23 protein-coding genes are annotated in these 23,548 nt (G+C 67.3%); 18 read left to right on the top strand and 5 right to left on the bottom strand.

Annotated features, from left to right (window positions below; translation table 11 throughout):
• The first annotated feature begins 1 nt into the window (after position 1).
• From C9412_RS04325 to C9412_RS04300, 6 genes are all read left to right on the top strand, one after another.
• Positions 2-463: an NUDIX hydrolase gene (locus tag C9412_RS04325; RefSeq protein WP_107230486.1), complete on the top strand. Its 462-nt coding sequence runs from the start codon at positions 2-4 to the stop codon at positions 461-463.
• Positions 460-1,602, top strand: coding sequence for a tRNA 2-thiouridine(34) synthase MnmA (gene mnmA / locus C9412_RS04320; RefSeq protein ID WP_107230485.1), 1,143 nt, complete (start codon positions 460-462; stop codon positions 1,600-1,602). The genes C9412_RS04325 and mnmA overlap by 4 nt, the downstream gene beginning before the upstream one ends.
• Positions 1,599-2,213, top strand: a complete 615-nt coding sequence (gene hflD / locus C9412_RS04315) for a high frequency lysogenization protein HflD (protein ID WP_107230484.1) — start codon at positions 1,599-1,601, stop codon at positions 2,211-2,213. Before mnmA ends, hflD begins: the two co-directional genes overlap by 4 nt.
• Positions 2,214-2,406: 193 nt before the next feature.
• Positions 2,407-3,597, top strand: coding sequence for a methyl-accepting chemotaxis protein (locus C9412_RS04310; protein ID WP_107230483.1), 1,191 nt, complete (start codon positions 2,407-2,409; stop codon positions 3,595-3,597).
• Between the two features lie 98 nt (positions 3,598-3,695).
• Positions 3,696-3,911 (top strand): hypothetical protein, encoded by a 216-nt coding sequence (locus C9412_RS04305; RefSeq protein WP_107230482.1) that lies wholly within the window; start codon positions 3,696-3,698, stop codon positions 3,909-3,911.
• A 96-nt stretch (positions 3,912-4,007) separates the two neighbouring features.
• Positions 4,008-4,355 (top strand): hypothetical protein, encoded by a 348-nt coding sequence (locus C9412_RS04300; protein WP_107230481.1) that lies wholly within the window; start codon positions 4,008-4,010, stop codon positions 4,353-4,355.
• A 744-nt stretch (positions 4,356-5,099) separates the two neighbouring features.
• On the opposite strand, the gene C9412_RS04295 is transcribed toward C9412_RS04300, so the two are convergent.
• The gene (locus C9412_RS04295; protein ID WP_107230480.1) at positions 5,100-7,859 is read right to left on the bottom strand and encodes a GGDEF domain-containing phosphodiesterase; all 2,760 of its coding nucleotides are present in this window, start codon (positions 7,857-7,859) and stop codon (positions 5,100-5,102) included.
• A 131-nt stretch (positions 7,860-7,990) separates the two neighbouring features.
• Here C9412_RS04295 and C9412_RS04290 point away from each other — a divergent pair, with 131 nt between their 5' ends.
• Both C9412_RS04290 and C9412_RS04285 read left to right on the top strand, forming a co-directional pair.
• Complete coding sequence (locus C9412_RS04290; RefSeq protein ID WP_107230479.1) at positions 7,991-10,093, top strand: PAS domain-containing sensor histidine kinase; 2,103 nt, start codon at positions 7,991-7,993, stop codon at positions 10,091-10,093.
• A gap of 4 nt (positions 10,094-10,097) precedes the next feature.
• Entirely contained in the window at positions 10,098-11,870 is a 1,773-nt protein-coding gene (locus C9412_RS04285) for an EAL domain-containing protein (RefSeq protein WP_107230478.1), read from the top strand.
• A 144-nt stretch (positions 11,871-12,014) separates the two neighbouring features.
• Here C9412_RS04285 and C9412_RS04280 read toward each other — a convergent pair whose 3' ends face one another.
• The 4 genes from C9412_RS04280 to flgA all read right to left on the bottom strand — a co-directional run bounded on the left by C9412_RS04280 (position 12,015) and on the right by flgA (position 14,692).
• The gene (locus C9412_RS04280) at positions 12,015-13,235 is read right to left on the bottom strand and encodes an ATP-binding protein (protein ID WP_107230477.1); all 1,221 of its coding nucleotides are present in this window, start codon (positions 13,233-13,235) and stop codon (positions 12,015-12,017) included.
• 84 nt (positions 13,236-13,319) lie between these two features.
• Positions 13,320-13,658 carry a flagellar protein FlgN gene (locus tag C9412_RS04275; RefSeq protein WP_107230476.1) on the bottom strand — a complete coding sequence of 113 codons (339 nt, stop codon included), beginning with the start codon at positions 13,656-13,658 and terminating at the stop codon, positions 13,320-13,322.
• The gene (flgM, locus tag C9412_RS04270) at positions 13,655-13,960 is read right to left on the bottom strand and encodes a flagellar biosynthesis anti-sigma factor FlgM (protein ID WP_107230475.1); all 306 of its coding nucleotides are present in this window, start codon (positions 13,958-13,960) and stop codon (positions 13,655-13,657) included. Before flgM ends, C9412_RS04275 begins: the two co-directional genes overlap by 4 nt.
• A gap of 75 nt (positions 13,961-14,035) precedes the next feature.
• Entirely contained in the window at positions 14,036-14,692 is a 657-nt protein-coding gene (gene flgA / locus C9412_RS04265) for a flagellar basal body P-ring formation chaperone FlgA (protein ID WP_107230474.1), read from the bottom strand.
• A gap of 269 nt (positions 14,693-14,961) precedes the next feature.
• On the opposite strand from flgA, the gene C9412_RS04260 reads away from it, so the two are divergent.
• The 10 genes from C9412_RS04260 (at position 14,962) to flgJ (ending at position 23,545) form a co-directional block, all read left to right on the top strand.
• Entirely contained in the window at positions 14,962-15,906 is a 945-nt protein-coding gene (locus C9412_RS04260) for a chemotaxis protein (protein WP_107230869.1), read from the top strand.
• A gap of 138 nt (positions 15,907-16,044) precedes the next feature.
• Complete coding sequence (gene flgB / locus C9412_RS04255) at positions 16,045-16,440, top strand: flagellar basal body rod protein FlgB (protein WP_107230473.1); 396 nt, start codon at positions 16,045-16,047, stop codon at positions 16,438-16,440.
• A gap of 3 nt (positions 16,441-16,443) precedes the next feature.
• Positions 16,444-16,851 carry a flagellar basal body rod protein FlgC gene (gene flgC / locus C9412_RS04250; protein WP_005416461.1) on the top strand — a complete coding sequence of 136 codons (408 nt, stop codon included), beginning with the start codon at positions 16,444-16,446 and terminating at the stop codon, positions 16,849-16,851.
• Positions 16,852-16,874: 23 nt separating this feature from the next.
• Positions 16,875-17,558 (top strand): flagellar hook capping FlgD N-terminal domain-containing protein, encoded by a 684-nt coding sequence (locus tag C9412_RS04245; protein ID WP_014647064.1) that lies wholly within the window; start codon positions 16,875-16,877, stop codon positions 17,556-17,558.
• A 32-nt stretch (positions 17,559-17,590) separates the two neighbouring features.
• Positions 17,591-18,814 carry a flagellar hook protein FlgE gene (flgE, locus tag C9412_RS04240; RefSeq protein ID WP_107230472.1) on the top strand — a complete coding sequence of 408 codons (1,224 nt, stop codon included), beginning with the start codon at positions 17,591-17,593 and terminating at the stop codon, positions 18,812-18,814.
• Positions 18,815-18,846: 32 nt separating this feature from the next.
• Entirely contained in the window at positions 18,847-19,596 is a 750-nt protein-coding gene (locus tag C9412_RS04235) for a flagellar basal body rod protein FlgF (protein ID WP_057498420.1), read from the top strand.
• Positions 19,597-19,698: 102 nt separating this feature from the next.
• Positions 19,699-20,484 carry a flagellar basal-body rod protein FlgG gene (flgG, locus tag C9412_RS04230; RefSeq protein WP_005416457.1) on the top strand — a complete coding sequence of 262 codons (786 nt, stop codon included), beginning with the start codon at positions 19,699-19,701 and terminating at the stop codon, positions 20,482-20,484.
• Between the two features lie 22 nt (positions 20,485-20,506).
• A complete protein-coding gene (flgH, locus tag C9412_RS04225; protein WP_107230471.1) occupies positions 20,507-21,199 on the top strand; it encodes a flagellar basal body L-ring protein FlgH in 693 nt (230 codons plus the stop codon).
• A 2-nt stretch (positions 21,200-21,201) separates the two neighbouring features.
• Positions 21,202-22,344: a flagellar basal body P-ring protein FlgI gene (locus C9412_RS04220; RefSeq protein WP_107230470.1), complete on the top strand. Its 1,143-nt coding sequence runs from the start codon at positions 21,202-21,204 to the stop codon at positions 22,342-22,344.
• A 1-nt stretch (position 22,345) separates the two neighbouring features.
• Positions 22,346-23,545, top strand: coding sequence for a flagellar assembly peptidoglycan hydrolase FlgJ (gene flgJ / locus C9412_RS04215; protein ID WP_107230469.1), 1,200 nt, complete (start codon positions 22,346-22,348; stop codon positions 23,543-23,545).
• Positions 23,546-23,548 lie beyond the last annotated feature (3 nt).

Raw genomic sequence — 23,548 nt, 5'->3', positions numbered from 1 at the left:
GTTGAACGCCACGCCGGACCCGCGCTGGGCACCGCACGCCACCGTCGCCACTGTGGTGGTTGACGGTGGCCGCGTGCTGCTGGTGGAAGAGACCATTGAGGGCCGCCAAGTGCTGAACCAGCCGGCCGGCCACCTTGAGCCGGGCGAAAGCCTGGCCGAGGCAGCCCTGCGCGAGACCCGCGAGGAAACCGGCTGGACGGTCGAGCTGACCCACTTCATCGGCTGCTACCAGTGGACTGCCGCCGATGGCACCGCCTTCCTGCGCTTCTGCTACGCCGCCAGGCCGCTGTCGCATGACCCGGCACAACCGCTGGACACCGGCATCGACCGCGCGCTGTGGCTGACCCCGGCCGAACTGCAGGCGGCCGGCGAGCGCCAGCGCAGCCCGCTGGTCTGGAAGGTGGTGGCCGACTACCTGGGCGGCCAGCGCCATCCCCTTTCCCTGGTCCAGGAGGTCGCATGAGCACCCCGCGCGTGATGGTTGGCGTCTCCGGTGGCGTCGATTCCTCGGTCGCCGCCTGGCGCCTGGTGCAGCAGGGAGAAGCGGTGGCCGGTCTGTTCATGCAGAACTGGGCAGACGACGGCAGTGGCGAGTGCCGCGCTGAGGACGATCGCCGCGACGCAGTGGCCGTGTGCGGCCTGCTCGGCATTCCGTTCCACTTCCGCGATTTCTCCAGCGAGTACTGGCAGGGCGTGTTCGAGCACTTCCTGGCCGAGTATGCCGCCGGCCGCACGCCGAACCCGGACGTGCTGTGCAACCGCGAAGTGAAGTTCAAGCACTTCCTGGACGCCGCCCGCGAGCTGGGCGCCGAGCGCATCGCCACCGGCCACTACGCGCGGGTGACCCAGCGCGGCCACCAGTGGCTGCTGCTGCGCGGCGCCGACCGTTCCAAGGACCAGAGCTACTTCCTGCATCAGCTGGGCCAGCAGCAGCTGGCGGCCACCCTGTTCCCGATCGGCGACCTGGAAAAGAGCGACCTGCGCCGCATTGCGCGTGACGTCAGCCTGCCGACCCACGCCAAGAAGGATTCCACCGGCATCTGCTTCATCGGCGAGCGCGACTTCCGCGAGTTCCTCGGCCGTTACCTGCCGGCCAAGCCGGGCCAGATCCTCGACCCGGCCGACGGCAGCGTGATCGCCGAACATCCGGGCGTGTTCTATTTCACCCTGGGCCAGCGCGAGGGCCTGAACATCGGCGGCGTGCGCGGCCGCCCCGCCGCGCCGTGGTATGTGGTCGGCAAGGACGTGGCCAGCAACGTGCTGTACGTGGACCAGGACCGTGACAGCCCGTGGATGCTGTCCGAGCGCCTGCGCTCGGAGACCGCGCACTGGATTGCCGGTTCGCCGCCGGCGCGCCGCTTTGAATGCACCGCGCAGACCCGCTACCGCCAGCCCGACGAGCCGTGTACGGTCGAGGTGCTGGACGATGGCAGCGTGCTGGTCACCTTCGCCCGCCCGCAGCGCGCCGTCACCCCCGGCCAGTCGCTGGTGCTGTATGACGGTGAGGTGTGCCTGGGCGGTGCGGTGATCGCCGCCACCGACGCCCCGCTGGAACAGCGCCTGCGCACCACCCCTTCTCCTTTTGAGGTAATTGCTGCATGAGTTTCACTGTCGACGACCGCGTCCTGGCCCTGGCCGGCATTGCCCAGGCCCTGCAACAGGTCCGCCGCATCGCCGATACCGGCCATTCCGACGCCGCCGCCGTGCGCACCGCCGTGGACAGCGTGTTCCGCGTCGATGCGTCCTCGCCGCAGGAGGTGTTCGGTGACCGCCATGCACTGAAGGCAGGCCTGCGCCTGCTGCACAACTATTTCCGCAGCCAGGGCCAGGACCCGATCCTGCCCAAGCTGGCCCTGTCGGTGCTGCAGCTGGAGCGCCGCTTCGTGCAGGACGGCGCCACGGTGAACAAGGTCGCCAGCGGCATCGAGCGCGCCCAGCGCCAGGCCGCCGAGCTGGGCGACAGCGGCCACCCGGATGTGCTGGCCAACCTGGGCGGCCTGTACGCGGACACCATCAGCCACCTCAAGCCGCGGGTGATGGTGCAGGGCAACCCGCACTACCTGGGCCAGGCCGGCGTGGTGGCCGAGATCCGCGCCCTGCTGCTGGCTGCGGTGCGCTCGGCGGTGCTGTGGCGGCAGCTGGGCGGCAGCTACTGGGACTTCCTGTTCAGCCGCAAGGCGATGATCGAGGCCGTGGACCGGCAGCTGGCCTGAGGCCCATGGGGTCAGAGCCCTTTTCCCATGGAAAAGGGATCCGACCCCATCGCTGCCTGCCAAAGGGCTCTGACCCCGAAGCCGCCAAGGCGCCGGAAAACCGGCGCATTCAGAATGCACATCAAGGCACATCGACGTTAAAGAGAAGGGGGGTACGGCCGATACATCCTCCGTGCACCTCCCGAGAACGTCCATGTACTCACGCATTTTCATCCGTCTGGCCGCCCCCCTGGCCCTGACCCTGCTGCTCCCCTTCGCCATCGGTTTCGAATGGCCGGCCGCCCTGCGCTGGGCGATCCTGACCACGATGACGCTGAGCTGGCTGGGCTTTGCGTGGTGGACCACCCGCGCCCAGGCGCACCGTTCCCCGGAACACGCCCGCGTCCTGCGTGAGCAGGATCAGCTGCTGACCGAACTGCGCAACTTCGTCGGCAACGAGATCGACGGTTCGCGTGGTGAAGTGGAACGCGCCCGCGACCTGATCCGCCAGGCCGTTTCCAGCCTCGGCGGCAGCTTCGATGCGATGAACCGCAAGTCGCGCCAGCAGAGCCAGGCCCTGTCGCGCATCGTCGACCGCGCCGGTGATGAAGGCAGCACCGGCCTGGACGTCGCCCGCTTTGCCCAGCACGCCAGCCACCGCATGGAACAGCTGGTGGAAGCGCTGGAACAGGTCAGCGGCCAGAGCTCGACCACCGTGCAGCACATCGACCAGATGGCGCAGCACCTGGATGGCATCTTCGCGCTGCTGGAAGACGTCAAGTCGATCGCCGACCAGACCAACCTGCTGGCCCTGAACGCTGCCATTGAAGCCGCGCGTGCCGGTGAAGCCGGTCGTGGTTTCGCGGTGGTGGCCGACGAGGTCCGCAACCTGTCCGAGCGCTCGACCACCTTCAACGAGCAGATCCGCAAGCTGGCGCACAGCTCCAAGGACGCCATCGCCAAGGTTCGCGAGACGGTCTCGCACATGGCCTCGCGTGACATGGACCGCTCCCGCGAAGCACGCCAGGAAGCGGCGGCGATGCTCGACAACGTGGCCCAGATCAACGCCTCGCTGGGCGACGGCATGCGCGAAGTGTCCGACTGCGCCCGTTCGATTGATGGCAGCGTGGCCGAGGCCGTGCGCGCCCTGCAGTTCGAGGACATCGCCACCCAGGCGCTGGGCGGCGTGCACACCCACCTGGACCGCCTGACCGCGATCAACCGTGAAGCGGTGGCCCTGCAGGAACTGCTGCACCGCAATGGCGGCGTGTTCGACGAAGAGATCGCCACTGCCCTGCAGCGCACCGGCAGCCGCCTGCGCGAACTGCGCAGCGAGTGGGAGCGCCCGCCGCACAAGCCGGTTGCCCAGCAGAGCATGGGCGCCGGCACCGTCGAGCTGTTCTGATTCTGATGTCCGCTGCCGTTGCCGGCAGCCCGCAAGGCCCCGGTCATTCCGGGGCCTTTGCCTGTACCCTGCCGTTGGATGCAACCTGTACGCGCACCATGACCCTGATCCGCGCCCTGCCCTCTCTCACCGAACCCGAGCGCCCGCGCAACGCGAGCGTGCGTGAGCAGCTGCAGCAGCTGGAAGAGGTCGCCCGCGAAGAGATCCGCGAACTGCAGCAGCTGGCCGACGCGCGCCCCGCCCCCTTGCCTGCGGGCGAAGAACTGCTCGGACTGGCCTGGGACCTGGGTCTGGATGGCGAAGCCCTGAGGTAGATCCACGCCATGCGTGGATGGCTTTACCGCCACCCGCTGCAGACCCATGGCATGATCCGCCTACGTCGCCTATGACTGGACACGGAGTGTCGTCGCATGAGCACCACGTTCATGACCTGGCTGGGATTTGCTGCGATGGTGCTCATCGCCGTTACTTTCACCTGGCGCCCCGCCTACGCCACCCTGCGGCCACCCCGGCATCGACCGGTCGCGTTCCTGTTCGGCAGCCTGCTCTTCCTGCTGATGGCCTTCCTGGCTGCCTGGGCGGCGGCAACGGCCATCCATACCGGGCACGTCCATCTAAGCCATCACCGCTACGGCACCATTGATGTGTGGCGCGAGGTCGAGCCGATGACCTATTGGCTGATCATCGTGGCGGAGTACGTGATCGGGCTGCTGATCGCCAGCTATTCGATCGCAGGCATCGCATTGATGAACCGGTAGATCCACGCCGCGCGTGGATGATCGCGCGTGCAGGCCTCAGTGCCGACCAACGGTCGGCACCCACCAGGGCAGATGTCTGGATCGGTAGATCCACGCCGTGCGTGGATGATCGCGCGTGCAGGCCTCAGCGCCGACCAAGGTCGGCACCCACCAGAGCAGGCGTCTGGATCGGTAGATCCACGCCATGCGTGGATGATCGCGCGTGCAGGCCCCAGTGCCGACCAACGGTCGGCACCCACCAGAGCAGATGTCTGGAACGGTCGGCACCCACCAGAGCAGGTGTCCGGATCGGTAGATCCACGCCATGCGTGGATGGTCGCGCGTGCAGGCCTCAGCGCCGACCAAGGTCGGCACCCACCAGAGCAGGTGTCTGGATCGGTAGATCCACGCCATGCGTGGATGATCGCGCGCGCAGGCATCAGTGCCGACCAACGGTCGGCACCCACCAGGGCAGGTGTCTGGATCGGTAGATCCACGCCATGCGTGGATGGTCGCGCGTGCAGGCCTCAGCGCCGACCAAGGTCGGCACCCACCAGAGCAGGTGTCTGGATCGGTAGATCCACGCCATGCGTGGATGATCGCGCGTGCAGGCCCCAGTGCCGACGAACGGTCGGCACCCACCAGAGCAGGTGTCTGGATCGGTAGATCCACGCCATGCGTGGATGGTCGCGCGTGCAGGCCTCAGCGCCGACCAACGGTCGGCACCCACCAGAGCAGTCATCCGGCACCCACCAGAGCGGGTTGTCAGCGCACCAGCACCGCTTCGCCGCTGGCGTCGGTGCGCATCGGCATCGGGTGTTGCTGGCGCAGCCATTGCGCCAGGTCGCGCGGGCTGAGCGGGCGCGAGTACAGGTAGCCCTGGATCTCGTCGCAGCCCTGGCGGCGCAGCATGTCTTCTTCCTGGTGCGTTTCCACACCCTCGGCCACCACCTTCATGCCCAGCGCGTGGCCCAGATGCACGATGGCCTGGGTCACTTCGGCCGTGCCCGAATCGTGCAGCATGCCCTGCACGAAGCTGCGGTCGATCTTCAGGCGCCCGACCGGGAAGCGGTTGAGGTAGTTGAGGTTGGAGAAGCCGGTACCGAAGTCGTCCACCGCCAGCGGTACGCCGTGCCGTTCCAGCACATCGAAGCAATGGCGCAGCACGTCGGTGTCACGAATCAGGGCCGACTCGGTCAGCTCCAGTTCCAGCCGCTGCGGCGGCCAGCCATGGGCGTGGCAGATCTCGATCACACGCTCGGCGAAGCCACGGTCGCGCAGCTGCACGGCCGATACGTTCACGGCAATGCGGTCAAAACGCAGTCCGGCGCGGTCCCAGGCGGCCGCCTGACGGCATGCCTCGCCCAGCACCCAGTCACCGATGCGTACGATCTCGCCGCATTTCTCGGCAATGGGGATGAACTCGGCCGGGCTGCAATAGCCGATGCCAGGCCGATGCCAGCGCAGCAGCGCCTCGATCGCCGGCGGCTCGCCCTGGTGGGCGTGCAGCAATGGTTGGTAAGCCAGGCTGAACTCTTCGCGCTCGATCGCACCATGCAGGGCATGCTCGATCTCCAGCCGACGCTGGATGCGGGCCAGGGCGTCCTGGCTGTAGTACTGGTAGGTATTGCGCCCCGCTTCCTTGGCCGCGTACATCGCCGCATCTGCGGCGCGCAGCAGGGAATCGAAGTCGGTCTGCGCATCACCCAGCATCGCGATGCCGACGCTGGCGCCCACCTTCAGGGTGGTCTCGCCACGGCGCAGCGGCTCGGCCAGCGAGGCGATCAGCTTGCGCGCCACGTGGCCGGCGTCTTCCGGCTCGGCCAGATCGCGCAGCACCACGATGAACTCGTCGCCGCTGAAGCGGCCGAACAGATCGTTGTTGCGCAGGTTCTGGTGCAGGCGGGTGGCCGCCGCCTTCAGCAGCGCATCGCCAGTGGCGTGACCGAAGCTGTCGTTGATGGTCTTGAAGCCATCCAGGTCGATGAACAGCATCGCCAGCGAAGTGCCGCGATCACGCGCTTCCTCGATGGCCTCGGCAGTCTGCTCGCCGAGCAGCACCCGGTTGGGCAGACCGGTCAGCAGATCGTAGTGGGCCAGTAGTTCAATGCGCTCGTTGGCCTCGCGCTCGCGGGTGATGTCACGGAACAGCACCACGAAGCGTGCTGGCAGGCCGTCGCGCCGGTCCAGCTCGATCAGCACCTGCACCCACACCCGCAGGCCCGACTGGCGATAGAAGCACAGGTCCAGCTGCTCGGGCAGCCCGCCGTCGGCAATACGCGCCAGCGCGGCGTCGAAGGCGTTGCGCGAATCCTCGGTGTACAGCGCCAGCGCTTGGTCGAGGGTGATCGGCTCCTTGCGCAGGCCGTGGATGCGGTAGCACTCCTCCGTCCACTGCATGTGCCGGGTCTGCACTTCGATCTCGCAGCCGCCGATGCGTCCCAGCGCAGAAACTCGGTTGAGCAGCTCGGTACGCCAGCGGATCAGCGCATCGGTCTGGTGCTGCTCGGTGATGTTCTGCACCTGGCCGAGCAGGCGCTTGGGCTGGCCGTCCATGTCCAGCAGCGGCTGCATCCACAGGCGCAGATGCTGCGAGGGTTCGTTGCCGCGGGTCAGTTCCAGTTCCAGATTGGCAGCACGGCCATCGCGCCACAGGCGCCGCCAGGCCGCGCGCAACGCCCCGCGCGATCTCGGATGTAGATGCTTGAGCCAGCGCCGCTGGCCGGGTACGGCGCCCTGCTCCAGGGCCAGCAGCGAGCGCAGCTCTGGCGACCACCAGAAATGCCCCGTGTTGGGATCAAACGACCAGCTGCCCATGCTGGCAATGCGCTGGGCTTCGCTCAGATGCAGCTGCTGCTCCTGCAGCAGCGCTTCCAGCTGCTTCTGCTGCTCGATATCGGTATGCGTGCCGACCATCCGCAACGGCTGGCCATCGGCGGTACGCGCCACCACCCGGCCACGATCCAGCACCCAGCGCCACTGGCCGTCGGCCTGGCGGAAACGGAACTGTGCGCTGTACTGCTCGCTCAGGCCGCGCAGATGCTCGTCCAGCGCAGCGCGGACCTGCACGATGTCATCGCCATGCACACGCGAGAGCATCGCAGTGGCGGTTTCATCACCCAACGCTGGAGTACGCGCCACCCGGTCACTGGGGATGTCCCAGTCCCACAGGCTGTGGCCGGCGCTGTCCAGTGCCAGCTCCCAGCGCCCGCCCCCATCCACCGGAACCGGCTCGGGAATGCTCAGGGTGAAGGCCAGTAGATTGCCGGCACCGTCATGCACGGCGCGCAGGTGGCCATCGTAGTGACCGCGCGGGCCGCCCGGCAGCGTGCAGGCCACGATGCCGCCATCAGCCGCCATCAGCCGCAGATCTTCCAGCATCGGGGCATACGCGGCCACGGTGGCCGGCAGCCCATGCTCGCGCGCGGCCGGATTGGCCGCCAGCGGGCGGCCGGTACGGTCGACGATGACCAGTGCCGACGCAAGCGGGTGCTGCAGCAGGCTGGCGATGATCCCTTGGTCCACGCGATCTTGCTCCGGATGACACGCCCGTCAGCGGGGCACGCAGTGGTTAACGGCCCCTGCGGCGGATAATTGAGTGGCCAGGGCACACCTGCGCGGTAAGATGGCCGGCGACCCCTTCTTCCGCCCTGTCCATGCCCGCAGAACCGACCGGCAACGCCCCTGCTCCCGACCCGCGGATGGCGCAGGCGTTGAGCCGCGACCGGCGGCGGGTGGTGCTGAGCTACCTGGTGATGGCGCTGGCCTGGATGATCTCCACCGACAGCGCGGTGCAGGCCTTCATTCCCGATCCGCAGCAGGCGGCATTGTGGCAGGGGCTGAAGGGTTCGTTCTTCGCACTGGCCAGTGCGGGACTGCTGTACCTGCTGCTGCGCCCGCTGGCCGAACACGTACTGCATACCCATGCCCGCCAGCAGGCCTCGGAGCTGCGCCTGCGGCAGATGTTCGAAGGCAACCCCGGCCCGATCCTGGTCTACGACCTGGACACGCTGGCCATCCTCGATGCCAACCCGGCCGCCTGTAGCGCCTTCGGCTGGGAGCGCGAGGAACTGCTGGAACAGACCATCGAAGCGCTGTGGCCGCCGGGCCAGGACCAGGCCCTGCAGACCAAGCTGGAAGCCATCCGCGAGGCACCGGAGGAGCTGTGCATCCTGCGCACGCAGCTGCAGCTGCGCGATGGTTCACTGCGGCAGATGGAGCTGCGCTCCAACGCCATCGGCTTCGACGGCCACAACGCACGCCTGCTGATTGCCATCGACCGTACCGCCGAAGACCTGGCCCAGCTGCGCCGTGACCAGGCGTTGGCGCGCGTGGAGGAAGCCCATGAGCTGGCCCGCATCGGCGCCTGGGAACTGGATCCGTCGACCGGCCTGGGGCGTTATTCCAACCAGGTCTACCGCCTGCTCGGTCGTCGCCCGCCCGAGGCCCGCCGCTGGCACCGGTTCGACGAGCTGCTGGTGCCGGCCGACCCGGCCACCGCCGCGCAGACCGAACAGCTGCTGGGCGAGCTGTGTTCGGGCGAGGCCGTGCAGGTGGACGTGCTGCTGCCCTTGCTGTCGATGGACGGGCGCGCACTGATGGTGCACCTGCGCGCCGCCAGCGGATTCGACGAGGCCGGGCGCAGCCGCGTGCTGGGCACCCTGCAGGATGTGACCGAGCGCGAACAGTCGCGGCGCCTGCTGCGTGAGCGCGAGGAGCAGTTCCGCGAGCTGGTGCGGGTGCTGCCCGACGGTGTTGTGATCCTCTCCGAAGAGCATGTGCTGTACGCCAATGCCTGGGCCGCCAGCCTGTTCGGCTATGGCAGCCACACCCTGCTGGGCGAACCGCTGTCGGCACTGGTGGCCGCCGGCGATCTGGCCCGGGTGCGCAGCCAGCTGCGCGCCGGCCAGCTGCACCTGGGGCCGGGCCACAGCAGCGTGGTGGCGATGCAGCGCGCCGACGGGCGCCGCTTCCACGCCGGGCTGGCCGTGGGTGAAGTACGTTATGGCGGTCGCGACTGCAAGCTGCTGATCGTGCGCGACCTGAGCGATTCGGAGCGTACGCGCAGCGCACTGGAAACCAGCAATCGCGAGCTGCAGGCCATGGCCGGCCGCCTGTTCTCGTTGCAGGAGGACGAGCGCCGCGCGATCTCGCGTGACCTGCACGACGATATCGGCCAGGCGATCACCGCCATCAAGCTGTCTGCGCATGCCGCGCAGGATGAAGAAGATCCGCGCCGGCGCGCCGAGGACCTGGCGCAGATCGTCAGCCTGGCCGACACCACGGTGGCCAAGCTGCGCGACATCTCGACCCTGTTGCGTCCACCGCAGCTGGATGCGCTGGGGCTGGAGGCCGCACTGAGCTGGCAGGCCCGCGTACTGTTCCGCTCTTCGCCGGTGGAGCTGCTGGCCGAGATCGAGTCACTGCCGCATCGGCCGGACACCAGCATTGAACAGGCCTGCTTCCGCATCGCCCAGGAAAGCCTGACCAACGTGCTGCGCCACGCGCGAGCCAGCCAGGTGCAGCTGCAGCTGCGCGACGTTGGCCAGCGCGGCCTGCATCTGCAGATCCGCGACGACGGCGAAGGCTTCGATCCGGACGGTCCACGCGGGCTGGGCCTGATCGTGATGCGCGAGCGCGCACAGAGCGTGGGAGGCCACGTGCGGATCGAATCGGCGCACGGCGAAGGCACCCTGGTCGATGTCCATCTCCCCTACCAGGCGGCCGGCATGGCCGCTGTCGAGTCACCGGAATACTGAGCCTATGTGGAATCCCAACCTGCCCCCGGTCAGCATCGATGATGCACCCGATCGCCTTGGCGCCGGCAACCCCGAGCTGCAGGCGATGGTCGCCGAAGCCGCCTCCGGGGGCACGGCGCTGATGCTGATGCACGTGGACATCGATCACTTCGCCTCGGTCAACGAGAACATGAGTGCCGAAGTGGGCGACCAGGCGCTGGTGCTGGTGGCACAGCGGCTGCAATCCTATCTGCGCGGGCGCGGCAAGCTGTGGCGGCATGGCAGCGACGAGTTCCTGCTGGCCGTACCGCGCACCGACGATGTGCCGCTGCCGGAGGATTTCGCCGAAGAGATCCGTCAACAGATGGAGCTGCCGCTGTCGGTGCTGCCGTACACGCTGTTCATGACCGGCAAGCTCGGCGTGAGCCTGTGCCCGGAACACGCCAGCAGCACCTCGCGCCTGCTCGACCATGCCGAAGACGCGCTGTACCAGGCCGCCCGCGAAGGCGGCAATGCGGTGCGCATCCACGCGGTGGATACCCCGCCCAGCGCGCACAGCGAGAGCATCATCGCCCGCCAGATCGTCGATGCCATTCCCAACGGTGAGCTGAAGCTGCGCTACCAGCCGCTGGTCAGCGCCCGCGACGGCCACGTGGTGGGCATGGAAGCGCTGCTGCGCTGGCAGTCGCCCACGCTGGGCATGCTGGTGCCGGAGCGCTTCATGCGCACCGCCGAGCGGCTGGGCATCATCGTGCAGATCGGCACCTGGGTGCTGGAGGGTGCGTTGAAGCAGGCGCGGCTGTGGCGTGACCAGGGCTTTGACGATTTCACCATCGCGGTCAACGTGTCCACCCTGCAGCTGCTGCGCCCCAACTTCTTTGCCGAGGTGATGGGCCTGATGCAGGCCGCCGGTGTGCCGGCGCAGATGCTGACGCTGGAGATCAACGAGAGTGCGTTGACCAACAACGTCAATTTCGTGCACGAGACGCTGGCCAACCTGCGCAACGAAGGCATCAGCCTGAGCCTGGACAACTTCGGCACCGGCGACTCCAGCCTCAGTGCACTGGTGCGCTACCCGGTGGACAAGCTGAAGATCGACCGCAGCTTCATCAAGAGCGCGCCGGCCGGTAATCGGGAGGCGGCCATCGCCCGCGCGATCATCGCCATGGGCCACCAGCTGGGCATGACGGTCATTGCCAATGGCGTGGAATCGCAGGCGCAGCTGGGCTTCCTGCGCCGCAACGACTGCGACGTGTTCCAGGGCTATCTGTTCGGCGAGCCGATGTCGGCCGATGCCGCCGGCATGACCCTGCGCCGCCGTTACCTGCGCCCGGAGGCCTTCGCCGAAACCCGCCCGGACCGCACGCTGCTGCTGCTGGATGATGAAGAGAACGTACTGCGTTCGCTGGTGCGCCTGTTCCGCCGTGACGGCTACCGGATCCTGGCCGCCGGCAACGTGCGCGATGCCTTCGACCTGCTGGCGATCAACGACGTGCAGGTGATCCTGTCCGACCAGCGCATGAGCGACATGAGCGGCACCGAATTCCTGGGCCGGGTGAAGATGCTGTACCCGGATACGATCCGCCTGGTGCTGTCCGGCTACACCGATCTGAACACGGTGACCGATGCGATCAACCGCGGGGCGATCTACCGCTTCCTGACCAAGCCCTGGAACGACGACGAACTGCGCAAGCACATCCACCAGGCGTTCCGCACCTACGAGGAGCAGCGCCGCAGCAATGCCGGACCGGCAGCGGCCGAGCCGGTGGATGGCGGTGAGGATCGACCGCTGCGGTGATGATCCGGCGCCGGATTCGATGAGGATGCCGGCCAGCGGCCGGCACTACCCGGCTCCTCCGGGGCGCCGGATTCGATGAGGATGCCGGCCAGCGGCCGGCACTACCCGGCTGCTCTGGGGCGCCGGATTCGGCGAGGATGCCGGTCAGCGCGGCTGCTTCACCGGCAACACCACGCGGAAGCGCGAACCCACGCCCGGCGTGCTGTCCAGGTCGATGCGGCCATGGTGCTTGTTGATGATGCTGTAGGAGATCGACAGGCCCAGGCCGGTACCACTACCTACCGGCTTGGTGGTGAAGAACGGATCGAAGATGCGCTGGCGCAGTTCCGGCGAGATGCCGCCGCCGGTATCTTCGAACTCGACCCATACGTGATCGCCATCAACACCGGTACGCACGGTGATGGTGCCGCGCTCGGCGATGGCATGGCCGGCGTTGAGCAGCAGGTTCATGTACACCTGGTTCAACTCCGACGGCAGGCATTCCACCAGCGGCAGCTGGCCGAATTCACGCACCAGGGTGACCTTGTACTTGAGCTCGTTCCAGATGATGTTGATGGTCGATTCCAGGCCTGCATGCAGGTCGACCAGCTTCCACGACTCATCGCGGCCGGAATACGAGAAGTCCTTCAGATCGCGCACAATGCGCGTCACCCGTTCAATGCCCTCGCGCGACTCGGCCATCAACTGCGGCAGGTCGCGGCTGATGAAGTCGATGTCCAGGCGGTCACGGATATCGTCGATTTCAGGAATCAGCGCTTTCGGGTCCGGCGCGCGCAGTGCGCGCTCGTAGGCCTCGATCACGGTGAACAGGCTGCGCAGGTATTCCTGCAGGCTGCCCAGGTTGGAGTGCACGTAGCCGATCGGATTGTTGATCTCGTGCGCGACACCGGCGGCGAGCTGGCCGATGGACGCCATCTTTTCCGACTGCAGCAGCTTTTCCTGGGTACCGTTCAGGCGCAGATAGGCCTGGCGCAGCTCGGCATGGCGCTGCTGCAGCTCGCGTTCGTAATCTTCCTGGCCTTCGATATGGCGGAACAGCGCCAGGAAATGCCCCTGGCCCACCGGGCCGTGGTGGTAAAGATGGGCGATGACCACGCCCTCGCCCAGCGGCAGGCTGCCATTCCACTGCCCCTGCTGGCGCGCGTGTTCCAGTGCATCCGGCGGCAGCAGTTCACGCAGGCGCTGCGGCGGTGGCGTTGCGGCCTCTTCGGCGCCGGCGAGCAGGGCCTGCGCAGCCGGGTTGGCCAGGGCCACCTGCCCATCCTCGGTGAACAGCAGCAGGCCTTCGCGCAGGCGCTCAAGCAGAGCCTGCAGCACCGGCTGCGGCGGAAGGGGGGCAGTAACGAGGGCGTTGGCAGCGGACACGGCAACTCGGGGCGTTCGAACAGGCGCCCAATATACGCGGTCGTGCAGCGGGCTTCAGCCCGGCAAAGGGGATCGGCCGTCGCCTCAGGCGACGGCGAGCGGGCGGCCCGCCATGATCGCGTGCGACTGGCCCTTGGCATCGTAGGACGAGGCGTCCTCGGTACGGCCGAGCTGGCGCAGTGCCCAGTTGACCTCACGGCGGCGCCGCGAGAGCAGCACGCCGTTGGCGCGGTTGCGCTCGGCCAGTTCCTGCAGCTGCTCGCCCTGCCCGACCGGCGGCGCGCCTTCCAGCGCCCGCAGCGCTTCCAGCTTGGCCCCGGTGGCCCGGATCAGGGCATGCACGTCGTGCTCGACCAGGGCCTGGCGTTCAACGTCCAGGGCCTGGGCAAGGCGCTGCAGCGGCTCGCTCATCGCCGCCGTCATCCCTGCAGCTGCTGGTCCAGTTCAAGCATGCGCGATGCGATCGCGTCCGGATTGATCCTGTAGGTGCCGTTCTGCAGCGATTCGCGCACGGCCGCCACGCGCTGGGCGTCGATGGCCGGCGCGGTGCTCAGCTCACGCTCGATGGCCTGCAGATTGGTGGCCTCGCCGGTCAGACGCAGGCTGTCGGCCGCCTCGACCGGGCGTGCCGGCGAATCGCTGCTGACGCCGGGCTTGCTGGCCGGGGTCGTCACGCTGCGCAGTGCCTGGGGGACCTGCAGGTTGCCGTCGATTTTCTGGCTCATGGGGTGTCCTGGAGTTGCCGTTCACAAGGGATAACGGCCGCAGGGCCGTGATCTTTAGGGATTTCTTGCACTAAATCAACGCGCCACGATTACGTCACCTGCGGCATCGACCGTGCCCTGCACGATCCGCCGCGAGGACAGGTTCTCCACCGAGACCCGCTCGTTCTCACCGGCATCGCCCATTGCGCGGCCGGCAATGCGGACCTCGACCGAGCCGCGACGCGACACCAGTGCGACATTGTCTCCTCGCTTGATGAGACGCTGCACCACCAGATCGTTGTTCGACAGCAGGGCCCCGGCCTGCAACGGTCGGCGGGCGATGCGGCCGATCGCCGCGTTGGGATCGGCCAGCACCGCTCCGGCAATCCGGGCGGCGTCACGCTGGGCAGTGGTGATATCGGCGGCGGTGAGGGTTTCTCCAGTACCGATTCCGCGATTGAGCACCAGTACGGTCTGGTTGCGCCGCACCTTCACCGGCACGAACAACCGCCAGCCCCCCGCATCTGGGCAGCTGACCTCTACGGTGGTGTTGGCGGTGGGCTGCACCTGCAGCGCACCGCCGCACCTGGGCAGGCGCAGCGCATCGGCCACCTGCGCCTCGCCTTCGCTGCCGGCCGGCAGCGTCGACAAGGCCGCCGTGCGGATGCTGGCGACCGGTTGCCAGTCGGCAGCGGCCGCCCACGGCGAGGCCACGACCAACGCGATGGCAAGTAGAGATGTGACCCGGCGCATGGCGCCTCCTGTCGAGGGGATCTGGCCCAGCTGCGTGCAAGCGGCGTGCCAGAGCGACGAGACCTGTTGATCGGGACCGGGATGGGGATGGGACCGGATGGGTAGAGTCGACTGTTAGTCGACTTTCGCGCGAAGCGCGGGGTTTCCCGCGATCGGATCGAAGAGCAGTCGACCGCACAGAGCAGTCGACTAACAGTCGACTCTACAGAAGAGCAGAAGCGGTGCAGACCACCCTCAAGTTCCGCCGCTGCGGCGCCGATACAGCAGCCATGTCCCATGACCTGCTCAACCGGATCGACCAGCGGACCCGACTGGCCGGCCACAATCGCCTGGCGCTGCTGCTGTTCCGTCTCGGCGGACGTCAGCTTTTTGGCGTCAACGTCTTCAAGGTGCAGGAAGTCCTGCGTCGCCCGGAACTGTTCCAGGTGCCCGGGCTGCCGAGCCAGTTTGCCGGCGTGGCCGATGTCCGCGGTCGCTCGGTGCCGGTGCTGGACCTGGGCCTGGCGATCGGCCACCCCGAACGTGAACCCGATGCGGATACGTCGCCCGGCTACCTGGTGGTGACCGAGTTCAACCGTTCGATCCAGGGCTTCCTGGTCAGCGGCGTGGAGCGCATCGTCAACATCGCGGTTGAAGACATCCACCCGCCACCGGAACTGGGCGCCGAGTCCAGCTATCTGACCGCGGTGACCCGCTTTCAGGGCGAACTGATCCAGGTGATCGACGTGGAAAGCGTGCTGGCCGACATTGCCCAGGTCCGCGGCGAAGCCGTGCTGGACCCGGCCATGGCGATGCCGGCCGATGGCCCGCAGCTGCAGGTACTGGTGGTGGACGACTCGCGCGTGGCGCGCCAGCAGATCCGCAGCGTGCTGGACCAGCTGGGCGTGGGCGCCACCCTGCTCTCCGACGGCAAACAGGCACTGGACCACCTGCTGCAGATCCATGCCTCCGGTGAAAACCCGGCCGAGCGCTACGCCATGGTCATTTCGGATATCGAGATGCCGGCCATGGACGGCTACACGCTGACGACGGAAATCCGGCGCCATCCGGGCCTGGCCGGACTGTACGTGCTGCTGCACACCTCGCTGTCGGGCGTTTTCAACAATGCGATGGTCGAGCGCGTCGGCGCCAACGCCTTCGTCGCCAAGTACTCGCCGCACGAGCTGGCCGACTTCGTGCTGGACCGCCTGCGCAAGGTGGCGCTGGCGGCGTAAGGCGCGCTGATCCGGTAGTGCCGGCCGCTGGCCGGCAACCGCAGACATATGGGGGAGCCGGCCAGCGGCCGGCACTACCCTCTCGAATTTGGCACACCCCTTGCAGCTTCCCGGGCAACGTTCCCGTGGGAGTGCACCGTGCGCAACCTGATTACCGACTACCTGGGCGTCCACGCCCAGGCCATGCCGTTGCGCGAACAGCGGATGAAGCTGATCGCCAGCAACCTCGGCAATGCCGACACTCCCGGCTACAAGGCCCAGGACCTGGACTTCGATGCCGCCCTGCGCCACGCCCAGGGCCAGAATGCCAATGGCCTGATGACCACCACCAACGAACAGCACTACGAAATCAGTAGTGGCCTGAACCCGTTCCAGGTGGCCCGTGAAGGGGTGCAGCCCAGCCTGGACGGCAACACCGTCGACCCCGATGCCGAGCGTGCGGCCTATGGCCGTGCCGCCCTGGAATACCGCGCCTCGCTCAGCTTCGTCGAGAGCAAGGTGCGTTCCATGCTGACCGCGATCACGGGGCAATAAGCCATGAGCAACCTGCCGATCTTCGATATCGCCGGCTCCGCACTGCAGGCGCAGTCGGTGCGCATGAGCACCATCGCCTCCAACCTCTCCAATGCCGACACCGTCGCCGGTTCCGCCGACGCCGTGTACAAGCCGCTGGAGCCGATCTTCCAGGCCGTTACCAGCAAGAACGATCCGAACATCACTTCGGTGAAGGTCAAGGAGATCACCCAGAGCGAAGCGGCGCCGATCAAGCGCTACGAGCCGGGCCACCCGCTGGCCGATGCCGATGGCTACATCTACCAGCCCGACGTCGATCCGGTGGCGCAGATGGTCAACCTGATCTCGACCTCGCGCAATTACCAGGCCGGCGTGGAGATGCTGACCACCGCCAAGGAACTGGCCCTGGCCACCCTGACCATGGGCCGTTGAGGCCCGCAGTACCGGATACCGCCATGACCACCGCCGTCAACAACCAGACCAGCCAGGACGTCTACAGTGCCCTCGGCCTGAACGCCCCCAACAGCAACGCTACCAAGAAGAAGAACACGCTGGACCAGGCCGATTTCCTGCGCCTGATGACCGAGCAGCTGCAGCACCAGGATCCGCTCAAGCCGATGGACAACACGCAGATGGTTGCGCAGATGGCGCAGATGTCGACCGTGCAGGGCATCACCGATCTGAACAAGACGGTCAAGGGCTTCCAGGAGTCGATGGCCAGCGACCAGGTGCTGCGGGGTGCCGCGCTGGTCGGCCACCAGGTGCTGGTGCCCTCTGAAAAGCTGGTGCTGGAGAAGGAAGGCAACGTGGAAGGCACGGTGGCCGCGCCGTCGGCCGGCATCATCACCGTGGACATCACCGACGCCAACGGCGCCAAGGTCACCTCGCTGAGCGTGGAAGCCAAGGCCGCCGGCGAGACCGCCTTCCAGTGGGATGGCAAGGATGCCAACGGCAAGCGCATGGAACCGGGCAAGTATTCCATCGTCGCCAACCACGTCGACACCGCCGGCAAGAGCACCAAGCTGTCAACCTATGTGCAGGCGCCGGTGGAAAGCGTGACCGTCGGTTCCGACGGCCTGTATCTGAACCTCAAGGGCCTGGGCACGGCCCCGATCGACTACGTGCTCCGCGTCAGCTGAGCCGCACATTCCGCATCAACCAGGAGCATCCCATGGGCTTCAATGTCTCGCTGTCCGGCATCAATGCCGCCAACACCGACCTGAGCGTCACCGCCAACAACGTCGCCAACGTCAACACCACCGGCTTCAAGCAGTCGCGTGCCGAGTTCGCCGACCTGTTCGCCTCCACCAGCTATGGCCTGTCGACCAACCAGACCGGCTCGGGCGTGCGCGTTTCCAACGTCGCCCAGCAGTTCATCCAGGGCCACAACGAACAGACCGGGCGCAGCCTGGACATGGCCATTTCCGGTGAGGGCTTCTTCACCATGAACATGAACGGCTCGCGCGTGTACTCGCGCGCCGGCAACTTCCAGACCGATTCGTCCGGCTATGTGGTCAACCCGCAGGGCGCACGCCTGCAGGTGTTCGCGCCCAATGCCGACGGCACCAACTTCGATGCCGGCCGCCTGGTCGACCTGCAGCTGCTGACCACCGACAGCCCGCCGAAGCAGACCAGCGAAGTGAAGGTCGGCTTCACCCTGCCGGCCAATGCCAAGCAGCCGACGGTCGCCACCTTCGATCCGACCGATTCCAACAGCTACAACCACTCCAGCGGCGGCATCACCGTGTACGACTCGCTGGGCGTAAGCCATATCCAGGTCTCGTACTTCGTCAAGGGCGCCAACCCGAACGAGTGGACCGTGCGCAATTACGTGGACGGCCAGCCGGCCGGCACCCCCACGGCGGTCACCTTCGACAACAGCGGCAAGCTGACCAGCCCGGCCAACGGCAAGGTCAGCCTGGGCACCTTCACCCCGACCACCGGTGCCGGCCAGCTGAACATGACGCTGGATATCGGCGGCTCGACCCAGTACGGCGAGAAGTTCGCGCTGCGCAACACGCAGCAGGACGGCTATGCCGCCGGCAAGCTCAACGAGATCACCGTGTCCGAGTCGGGCGTGGTCTACGCCCGCTATTCCAACGGCGACGACAAGCCGCTGGGCCAGGTCGCGCTGACCACCTTCAACAACACCCAGGGCCTGGAATCGAAGGGCAACAACCTGTGGGTGGAGACCTTCGAGTCGGGCACGCCGCGCACCGGCATGCCCGACACCTCCAACCTCGGCAAGATCCAGGCCGGTTCGCTGGAGGCGTCCACCGTGGATCTCACCGAGCAGCTGGTCAACATGATCACCGCGCAGCGCAACTTCCAGGCCAACGCGCAGATGATCACCACCCAGGACCAGATCACCCAGACGGTCATCAACATCCGTTGATGACCCGCTGACCCTGTCACGGAACTCCCCGCATGGATAAAGCCCTTTACGTGGCGATGACCGGTGCCCGCGCCTCCCTGCAGGCGCAGGGAACGCTCAGCCACAACCTCGCCAACTCGGACACCCCCGGCTTCAAGGAAGCGCTGGCCAACACCGAAGCCTTCCCGATCCGCGGCCCGGGCTTTGCCTCGCGGGTGGATGCGCTGCACGTCGACGCCGGCTTCAACCGCCGGCCCGGCGCGCAGCACATCACTGGCAAGCCGCTGGACCTGGCGCTGCAGAGCGGCACCTGGCTGGCGGTGCAGGCCAGCGACGGCAGCGAAGCGTATACGCGCGGCGCCGCCCTGTCGGTGACGCCGAACGGCCAGCTGGTGACCTCTGGTGGGCGCACGGTGCTGGATGACAACAACAACCCGATCGCCATTCCGCCCTACCAGGCGATGGAGATCGGCGCTGATGGCACGATCTCGATCATCCCGCAGGGCGAAGGCCCGCAGACGATGGCGCAGATCGGCCGGATCAAGGTGGTACAGGCCCCGGACGAGCGCCTTGAACGCGGCCTGGATGGCCTGTTCCGCAACACCGACCCGCGCCAGCCGTTCGCGCCTGCCCAGGGTACGGCGGTGCACAGCGGCCAGCTGGAGGGCAGCAACGTCGATGCCGCCGGCGCGCTGGTGCAGATGATCCAGCTGCAACGCCAGTACGAAATGCAGGTGCAGGTGATCAAGCACGGCGATGACAACGCGCGCAGCGCCAACAGCCTGCTGCGCCTGGGCAGCTGACAGAATTCCGGCACCGGCAGGCACCGGCGCTGGCACACCGCTTGCACACCCCCCACCAAGGGCCGCACCACGCGGCCGGCTTCACCAGACAGGACAGCGAAGATGAACCAGGCATTGTGGATCGCGAAAACCGGACTGGATGCGCAGCAGATGCGCATGTCGGTGGTTTCCAACAACCTCGCCAACACCAACACCACCGGCTTCAAGCAGGACCGTGCCAGCTTCGAGGACCTGCTGTACCAGCAGGTGCGCCAGCCCGGCGGTTCCTCTTCGGCACAGACGCAGCTGCCGACCGGCCTGCAGCTGGGCACCGGCGTGCGCGTGGTCGCCACCGCCAAGAACTTTGAACAGGGTGGCCAGCAGCAGACCGGCCGCGCACTGGACGTGATGGTCAACGGCCGCGGCTTCTTCGAAGTGCAGATGCCCGACGGCAGCTCGGCCTACACCCGCGACGGTTCGTTCAAGATCAACCAGGACAGCGAGCTGGTGACCAACAGCGGCTATCCGGTGCAGCCGGGCATCCAGATTCCCGAGGGTGCGCAGTCAGTGACCATCGGCAGCGACGGCACCATCAGCGTGAAGATGGCCGACAACGCCGCCTCGGTGGAAGTGGGTGCATTGACCCTGACCGACTTCGTCAACCCAGCCGGCCTGCAGGCGCGTGGCGAGAACCTGTTCCTGGAAACTACCGCATCGGGTCCGGCGCAGAACGGCAATCCCGGCCTGAACGGCCTGGGCACCGTGGTGCAGGGTGCACTGGAAGGCAGCAACGTCAACGTGGTGGAAGAGCTGGTGTCGATGATCGAAACCCAGCGCGCCTACGAAATGAACGCCAAGGCGATCTCCACCACCGACTCGATGCTCGGCTACCTCAACAACAAGATCTGACCGGCCCAACCGGGGAACCGCCATGTCGTCCATTTCCAACTTCGCCCGCACTGCCCTGGCCTGCGCTGTGGTCGCCCTGCTCGGTGGCTGCGTGATCGCCGGCGACGTGCGTCCCTACGCAGCGATGGCACCGATCCAGCCGATCATGCCGCCGCAGGCCGCGCCAACGGCCGGTGCGATCTATGCCGCAGGCCCGACCCTGCAGCTGTATTCGGACCGCCGCGCGCGCGACGTCGGCGATCTGCTGACCATCACGCTGCTGGAAAACACCACCGCGCAGACCAGCGCCAACACCGCCACCAACAAGGAATCCAACCTGAGCCTGGGCAGCCCGAGCATCTTCGGCGCGCCGGTCACCCTGGGCGGCAAGGACATCCTCAGCGCCAGTGCCGAAGGCAAGCGTGATTTCAGTGGCAAGGGCAACAGCGCGCAGAGCAACCGCCTGCAGGGCAATGTCACGGTCACAGTGATCCAGCGCCTGCCCAACGGCAACCTGGTGGTACAGGGGCAGAAGAACCTGCGGCTGAACCAGGGCGACGAACTGGTGCAGGTGCAGGGCATCGTGCGTCCGGGCGACATCAGCCAGGACAACACCATTCCCTCCAGCCGCGTGGCCGAAGCGCGCATCGTCTACGGCGGTCGCGGCCCGGTTGCGCAGTCCAATGCGATGGGCTGGCTGAGCCGCTTCTTCAACTCCGGGCTGACGCCGTTCTGAGTATGGCCATGAAACTTTTCTCCGCTTCTTCCTGGCAGCGACGCATGGCGTCGCTCTACGGATCAGTTTTCCTGGTGATGGCGATGGTCGCCCCCGCCAGCGCCGAGCGCATCAAGGACCTGGCCCAGGTCGGCGGCGTGCGCGGCAACGCGCTGGTGGGCTACGGCCTGGTGGTCGGCCTGGATGGCAGCGGTGATCGCACCAGCCAGGCGCCCTTCACGGTGCAGAGCCTGAAGAACCTGCTCGGCGAGCTGGGCGTGAACGTGCCAGCCAACGTCAACCCGCAGCTGAAGAACGTAGCCGCCGTGGCGATCCACGCCGAGCTGCCGCCGTTCGCCAAGCCGGGCCAGCCGATCGACATCACCGTCTCCTCGATCGGCAACGCGGTGTCGCTTCGTGGCGGCTCGCTGCTGATGGCGCCGCTGCGCGGTGCCGACGGCCAGATCTATGCCATCGCGCAGGGCAACCTGATCGTCGGCGGCTTCGGCGCCCAGGGCAAGGACGGTTCGCGGGTCTCGGTGAACGTGCCCAGCGTCGGCCGCATTCCCAATGGCGCCACCGTTGAACGCGCCCTGCCCGACCCGCTGGCCAATGGCGGCGACATCACCCTGAACCTGCACAACAACGATTTCACCACGGTTTCGCGCATGGTCGCCGCGCTCAACAACGCGTTCGGCGAAGGCGCGGCGCGCGCGGTCGATGGCGTGACCGTGGCGGTGACCGCACCGACCGACCCGGGCGCGCGCATCGGCCTGCTGGCCCGCATCGAGAACCTGGAGCTGACCCCGGGCAGCGCTCCGGCCAAGGTGGTGGTCAATTCGCGTACCGGCACCGTGGTCATCGGCCAGCAGGTGCGGGTCGGCCCGGCGGCGATCTCGCACGGCTCGCTGACCGTCACGATCCAGGAAAACACCAACGTCAGCCAGCCCAACGCGCTGTCCGGTGGTCGCACCGTGGCCAGCCCGCAGTCCACCATCACCGCCACCAACGATGGCAGCCGCATGTTCAAGTTCAGCGGCGGCACCACGCTGGACGAGATCGTGCACGCGGTGAATGCGGTGGGCGCGGCACCGGGTGACCTGATTGCGATCCTGGAAGCCCTGAAGCAGGCCGGCGCATTGAGTGCCGAGCTCGAGGTGATCTGACATGCGCATCACTCCCGCATTCGATCTGAATCCCGCACAGCAGAACGACCCGGCCAAGATCGACAAGGTCGCGCGCCAGCTGGAAGGCCAGTTCGCGCAGATGCTGGTCAAGAGCATGCGTGATGCCAGCTTCGGCGACTCGCTGTTTCCCGGCGAGAACAAGATGTTCCGCGACATGTACGACCAGAAGATTGCCGAGGCGATGACCCGCGGCAAGGGCCTGGGGCTGTCGGGGATGATCAGCCGGCAGCTGTCCGGCCAGGCCGCCGAAGGCCCGGCACTGGATACCCGCGTGGACCCGGCCAAGGCCAGCCGTGCCTACCAGCTCAATGCACCAGCGCGCCCGGCACCGGCGCTGCCGCTGGAAGACGGCAGCCAGGCCGTGCGCCTGCTGCAGCAGATGGCCGCCGGCGCACAGGACGGCGCACAGGCCGCGCTGGCCCCGATGGCGCAGGCCCTGGACCTCATCGCCGGCCGCGAGAGCAGCAGCATGCATCGCTCGCTGGGCACCGAAGATCCGTACATCGGTGGCCTGCAGGGCGAGGACTGGGCCGCCAACAACGACCAGTGGGCGGCCACCGCCAGCAATCGCGGTACCGCGATCGGTCCTGCCGATGCGATGGCCACCCGTACCGCTGTCGCCCAGCTGGGCGCGCATACGCCGGAAGGCTTCGTGGCCAGCATCTGGCAGCACGCGCAGAGCGCGGCCAAGGAGCTGGGCGTGGACGCCCGCGCACTGGTCGCCCAGGCCGCGCTGGAAACCGGCTGGGGCAAGCGCCAGATCAAGCACGCCGACGGCAGCACCTCGCACAACCTGTTCGGCATCAAGGCCACCGGCTGGAACGGCCAGCGCGCCGTGGCCGGCACCCATGAGTACGTCGATGGCGTGCGCCGCAACGAGACCGCCAGCTTCCGTGCCTACAGCTCGCCGGCCGAAAGCTTCGCCGACTACGTGCGCCTGCTGAAGACCAGCCCGCGCTACCAGCAGGCGCTGCAGGCCGGCACCGACGTGCAGGGCTTCGCCCGTGGCCTGCAGCGCGCCGGCTATGCCACCGACCCGCGCTACGCGGCCAAGATCGCCGCGATCGCCGGCGGCCCGACCATCGAGCGTGCTGTCGCCGCCGTGGCCGATGCCGGCTCACGCCTTGGCCAGACCTTCGCCAGCACCGCAACCGCGGCGCTGGGTATCACCCGTCGTTGAGGA

Source organism: Stenotrophomonas sp. Nf1 (genome assembly GCF_003028475.1).
Taxonomy (GTDB): Bacteria; Pseudomonadota; Gammaproteobacteria; order Xanthomonadales; family Xanthomonadaceae; genus Stenotrophomonas.
The sequence above is the reverse complement of the archived record's forward strand: the minus strand, read 5'-3'. Positions and strand labels throughout refer to the sequence as shown.

Coding starts and splice junctions, on each gene's coding strand:
- C9412_RS04285 (WP_107230478.1), top strand. CDS start 10,098: ATGTGGAATCCCAACCTGCCCCCGGTCAGCATCGATGATGCACCCGAT.
- flgH (WP_107230471.1), top strand. CDS start 20,507: ATGTCGTCCATTTCCAACTTCGCCCGCACTGCCCTGGCCTGCGCTGTG.
- flgE (WP_107230472.1), top strand. CDS start 17,591: ATGGGCTTCAATGTCTCGCTGTCCGGCATCAATGCCGCCAACACCGAC.
- C9412_RS04220 (WP_107230470.1), top strand. CDS start 21,202: ATGGCCATGAAACTTTTCTCCGCTTCTTCCTGGCAGCGACGCATGGCG.
- mnmA (WP_107230485.1), top strand. CDS start 460: ATGAGCACCCCGCGCGTGATGGTTGGCGTCTCCGGTGGCGTCGATTCC.
- C9412_RS04245 (WP_014647064.1), top strand. CDS start 16,875: ATGACCACCGCCGTCAACAACCAGACCAGCCAGGACGTCTACAGTGCC.
- C9412_RS04275 (WP_107230476.1), bottom strand. CDS start 13,658: ATGACGGCGGCGATGAGCGAGCCGCTGCAGCGCCTTGCCCAGGCCCTG.
- hflD (WP_107230484.1), top strand. CDS start 1,599: ATGAGTTTCACTGTCGACGACCGCGTCCTGGCCCTGGCCGGCATTGCC.
- C9412_RS04300 (WP_107230481.1), top strand. CDS start 4,008: ATGAGCACCACGTTCATGACCTGGCTGGGATTTGCTGCGATGGTGCTC.
- flgC (WP_005416461.1), top strand. CDS start 16,444: ATGAGCAACCTGCCGATCTTCGATATCGCCGGCTCCGCACTGCAGGCG.
- flgG (WP_005416457.1), top strand. CDS start 19,699: ATGAACCAGGCATTGTGGATCGCGAAAACCGGACTGGATGCGCAGCAG.
- flgJ (WP_107230469.1), top strand. CDS start 22,346: ATGCGCATCACTCCCGCATTCGATCTGAATCCCGCACAGCAGAACGAC.
- flgA (WP_107230474.1), bottom strand. CDS start 14,692: ATGCGCCGGGTCACATCTCTACTTGCCATCGCGTTGGTCGTGGCCTCG.
- C9412_RS04235 (WP_057498420.1), top strand. CDS start 18,847: ATGGATAAAGCCCTTTACGTGGCGATGACCGGTGCCCGCGCCTCCCTG.
- C9412_RS04305 (WP_107230482.1), top strand. CDS start 3,696: ATGACCCTGATCCGCGCCCTGCCCTCTCTCACCGAACCCGAGCGCCCG.
- C9412_RS04310 (WP_107230483.1), top strand. CDS start 2,407: ATGTACTCACGCATTTTCATCCGTCTGGCCGCCCCCCTGGCCCTGACC.
- flgM (WP_107230475.1), bottom strand. CDS start 13,960: ATGAGCCAGAAAATCGACGGCAACCTGCAGGTCCCCCAGGCACTGCGC.
- C9412_RS04260 (WP_107230869.1), top strand. CDS start 14,962: ATGTCCCATGACCTGCTCAACCGGATCGACCAGCGGACCCGACTGGCC.
- C9412_RS04290 (WP_107230479.1), top strand. CDS start 7,991: ATGCCCGCAGAACCGACCGGCAACGCCCCTGCTCCCGACCCGCGGATG.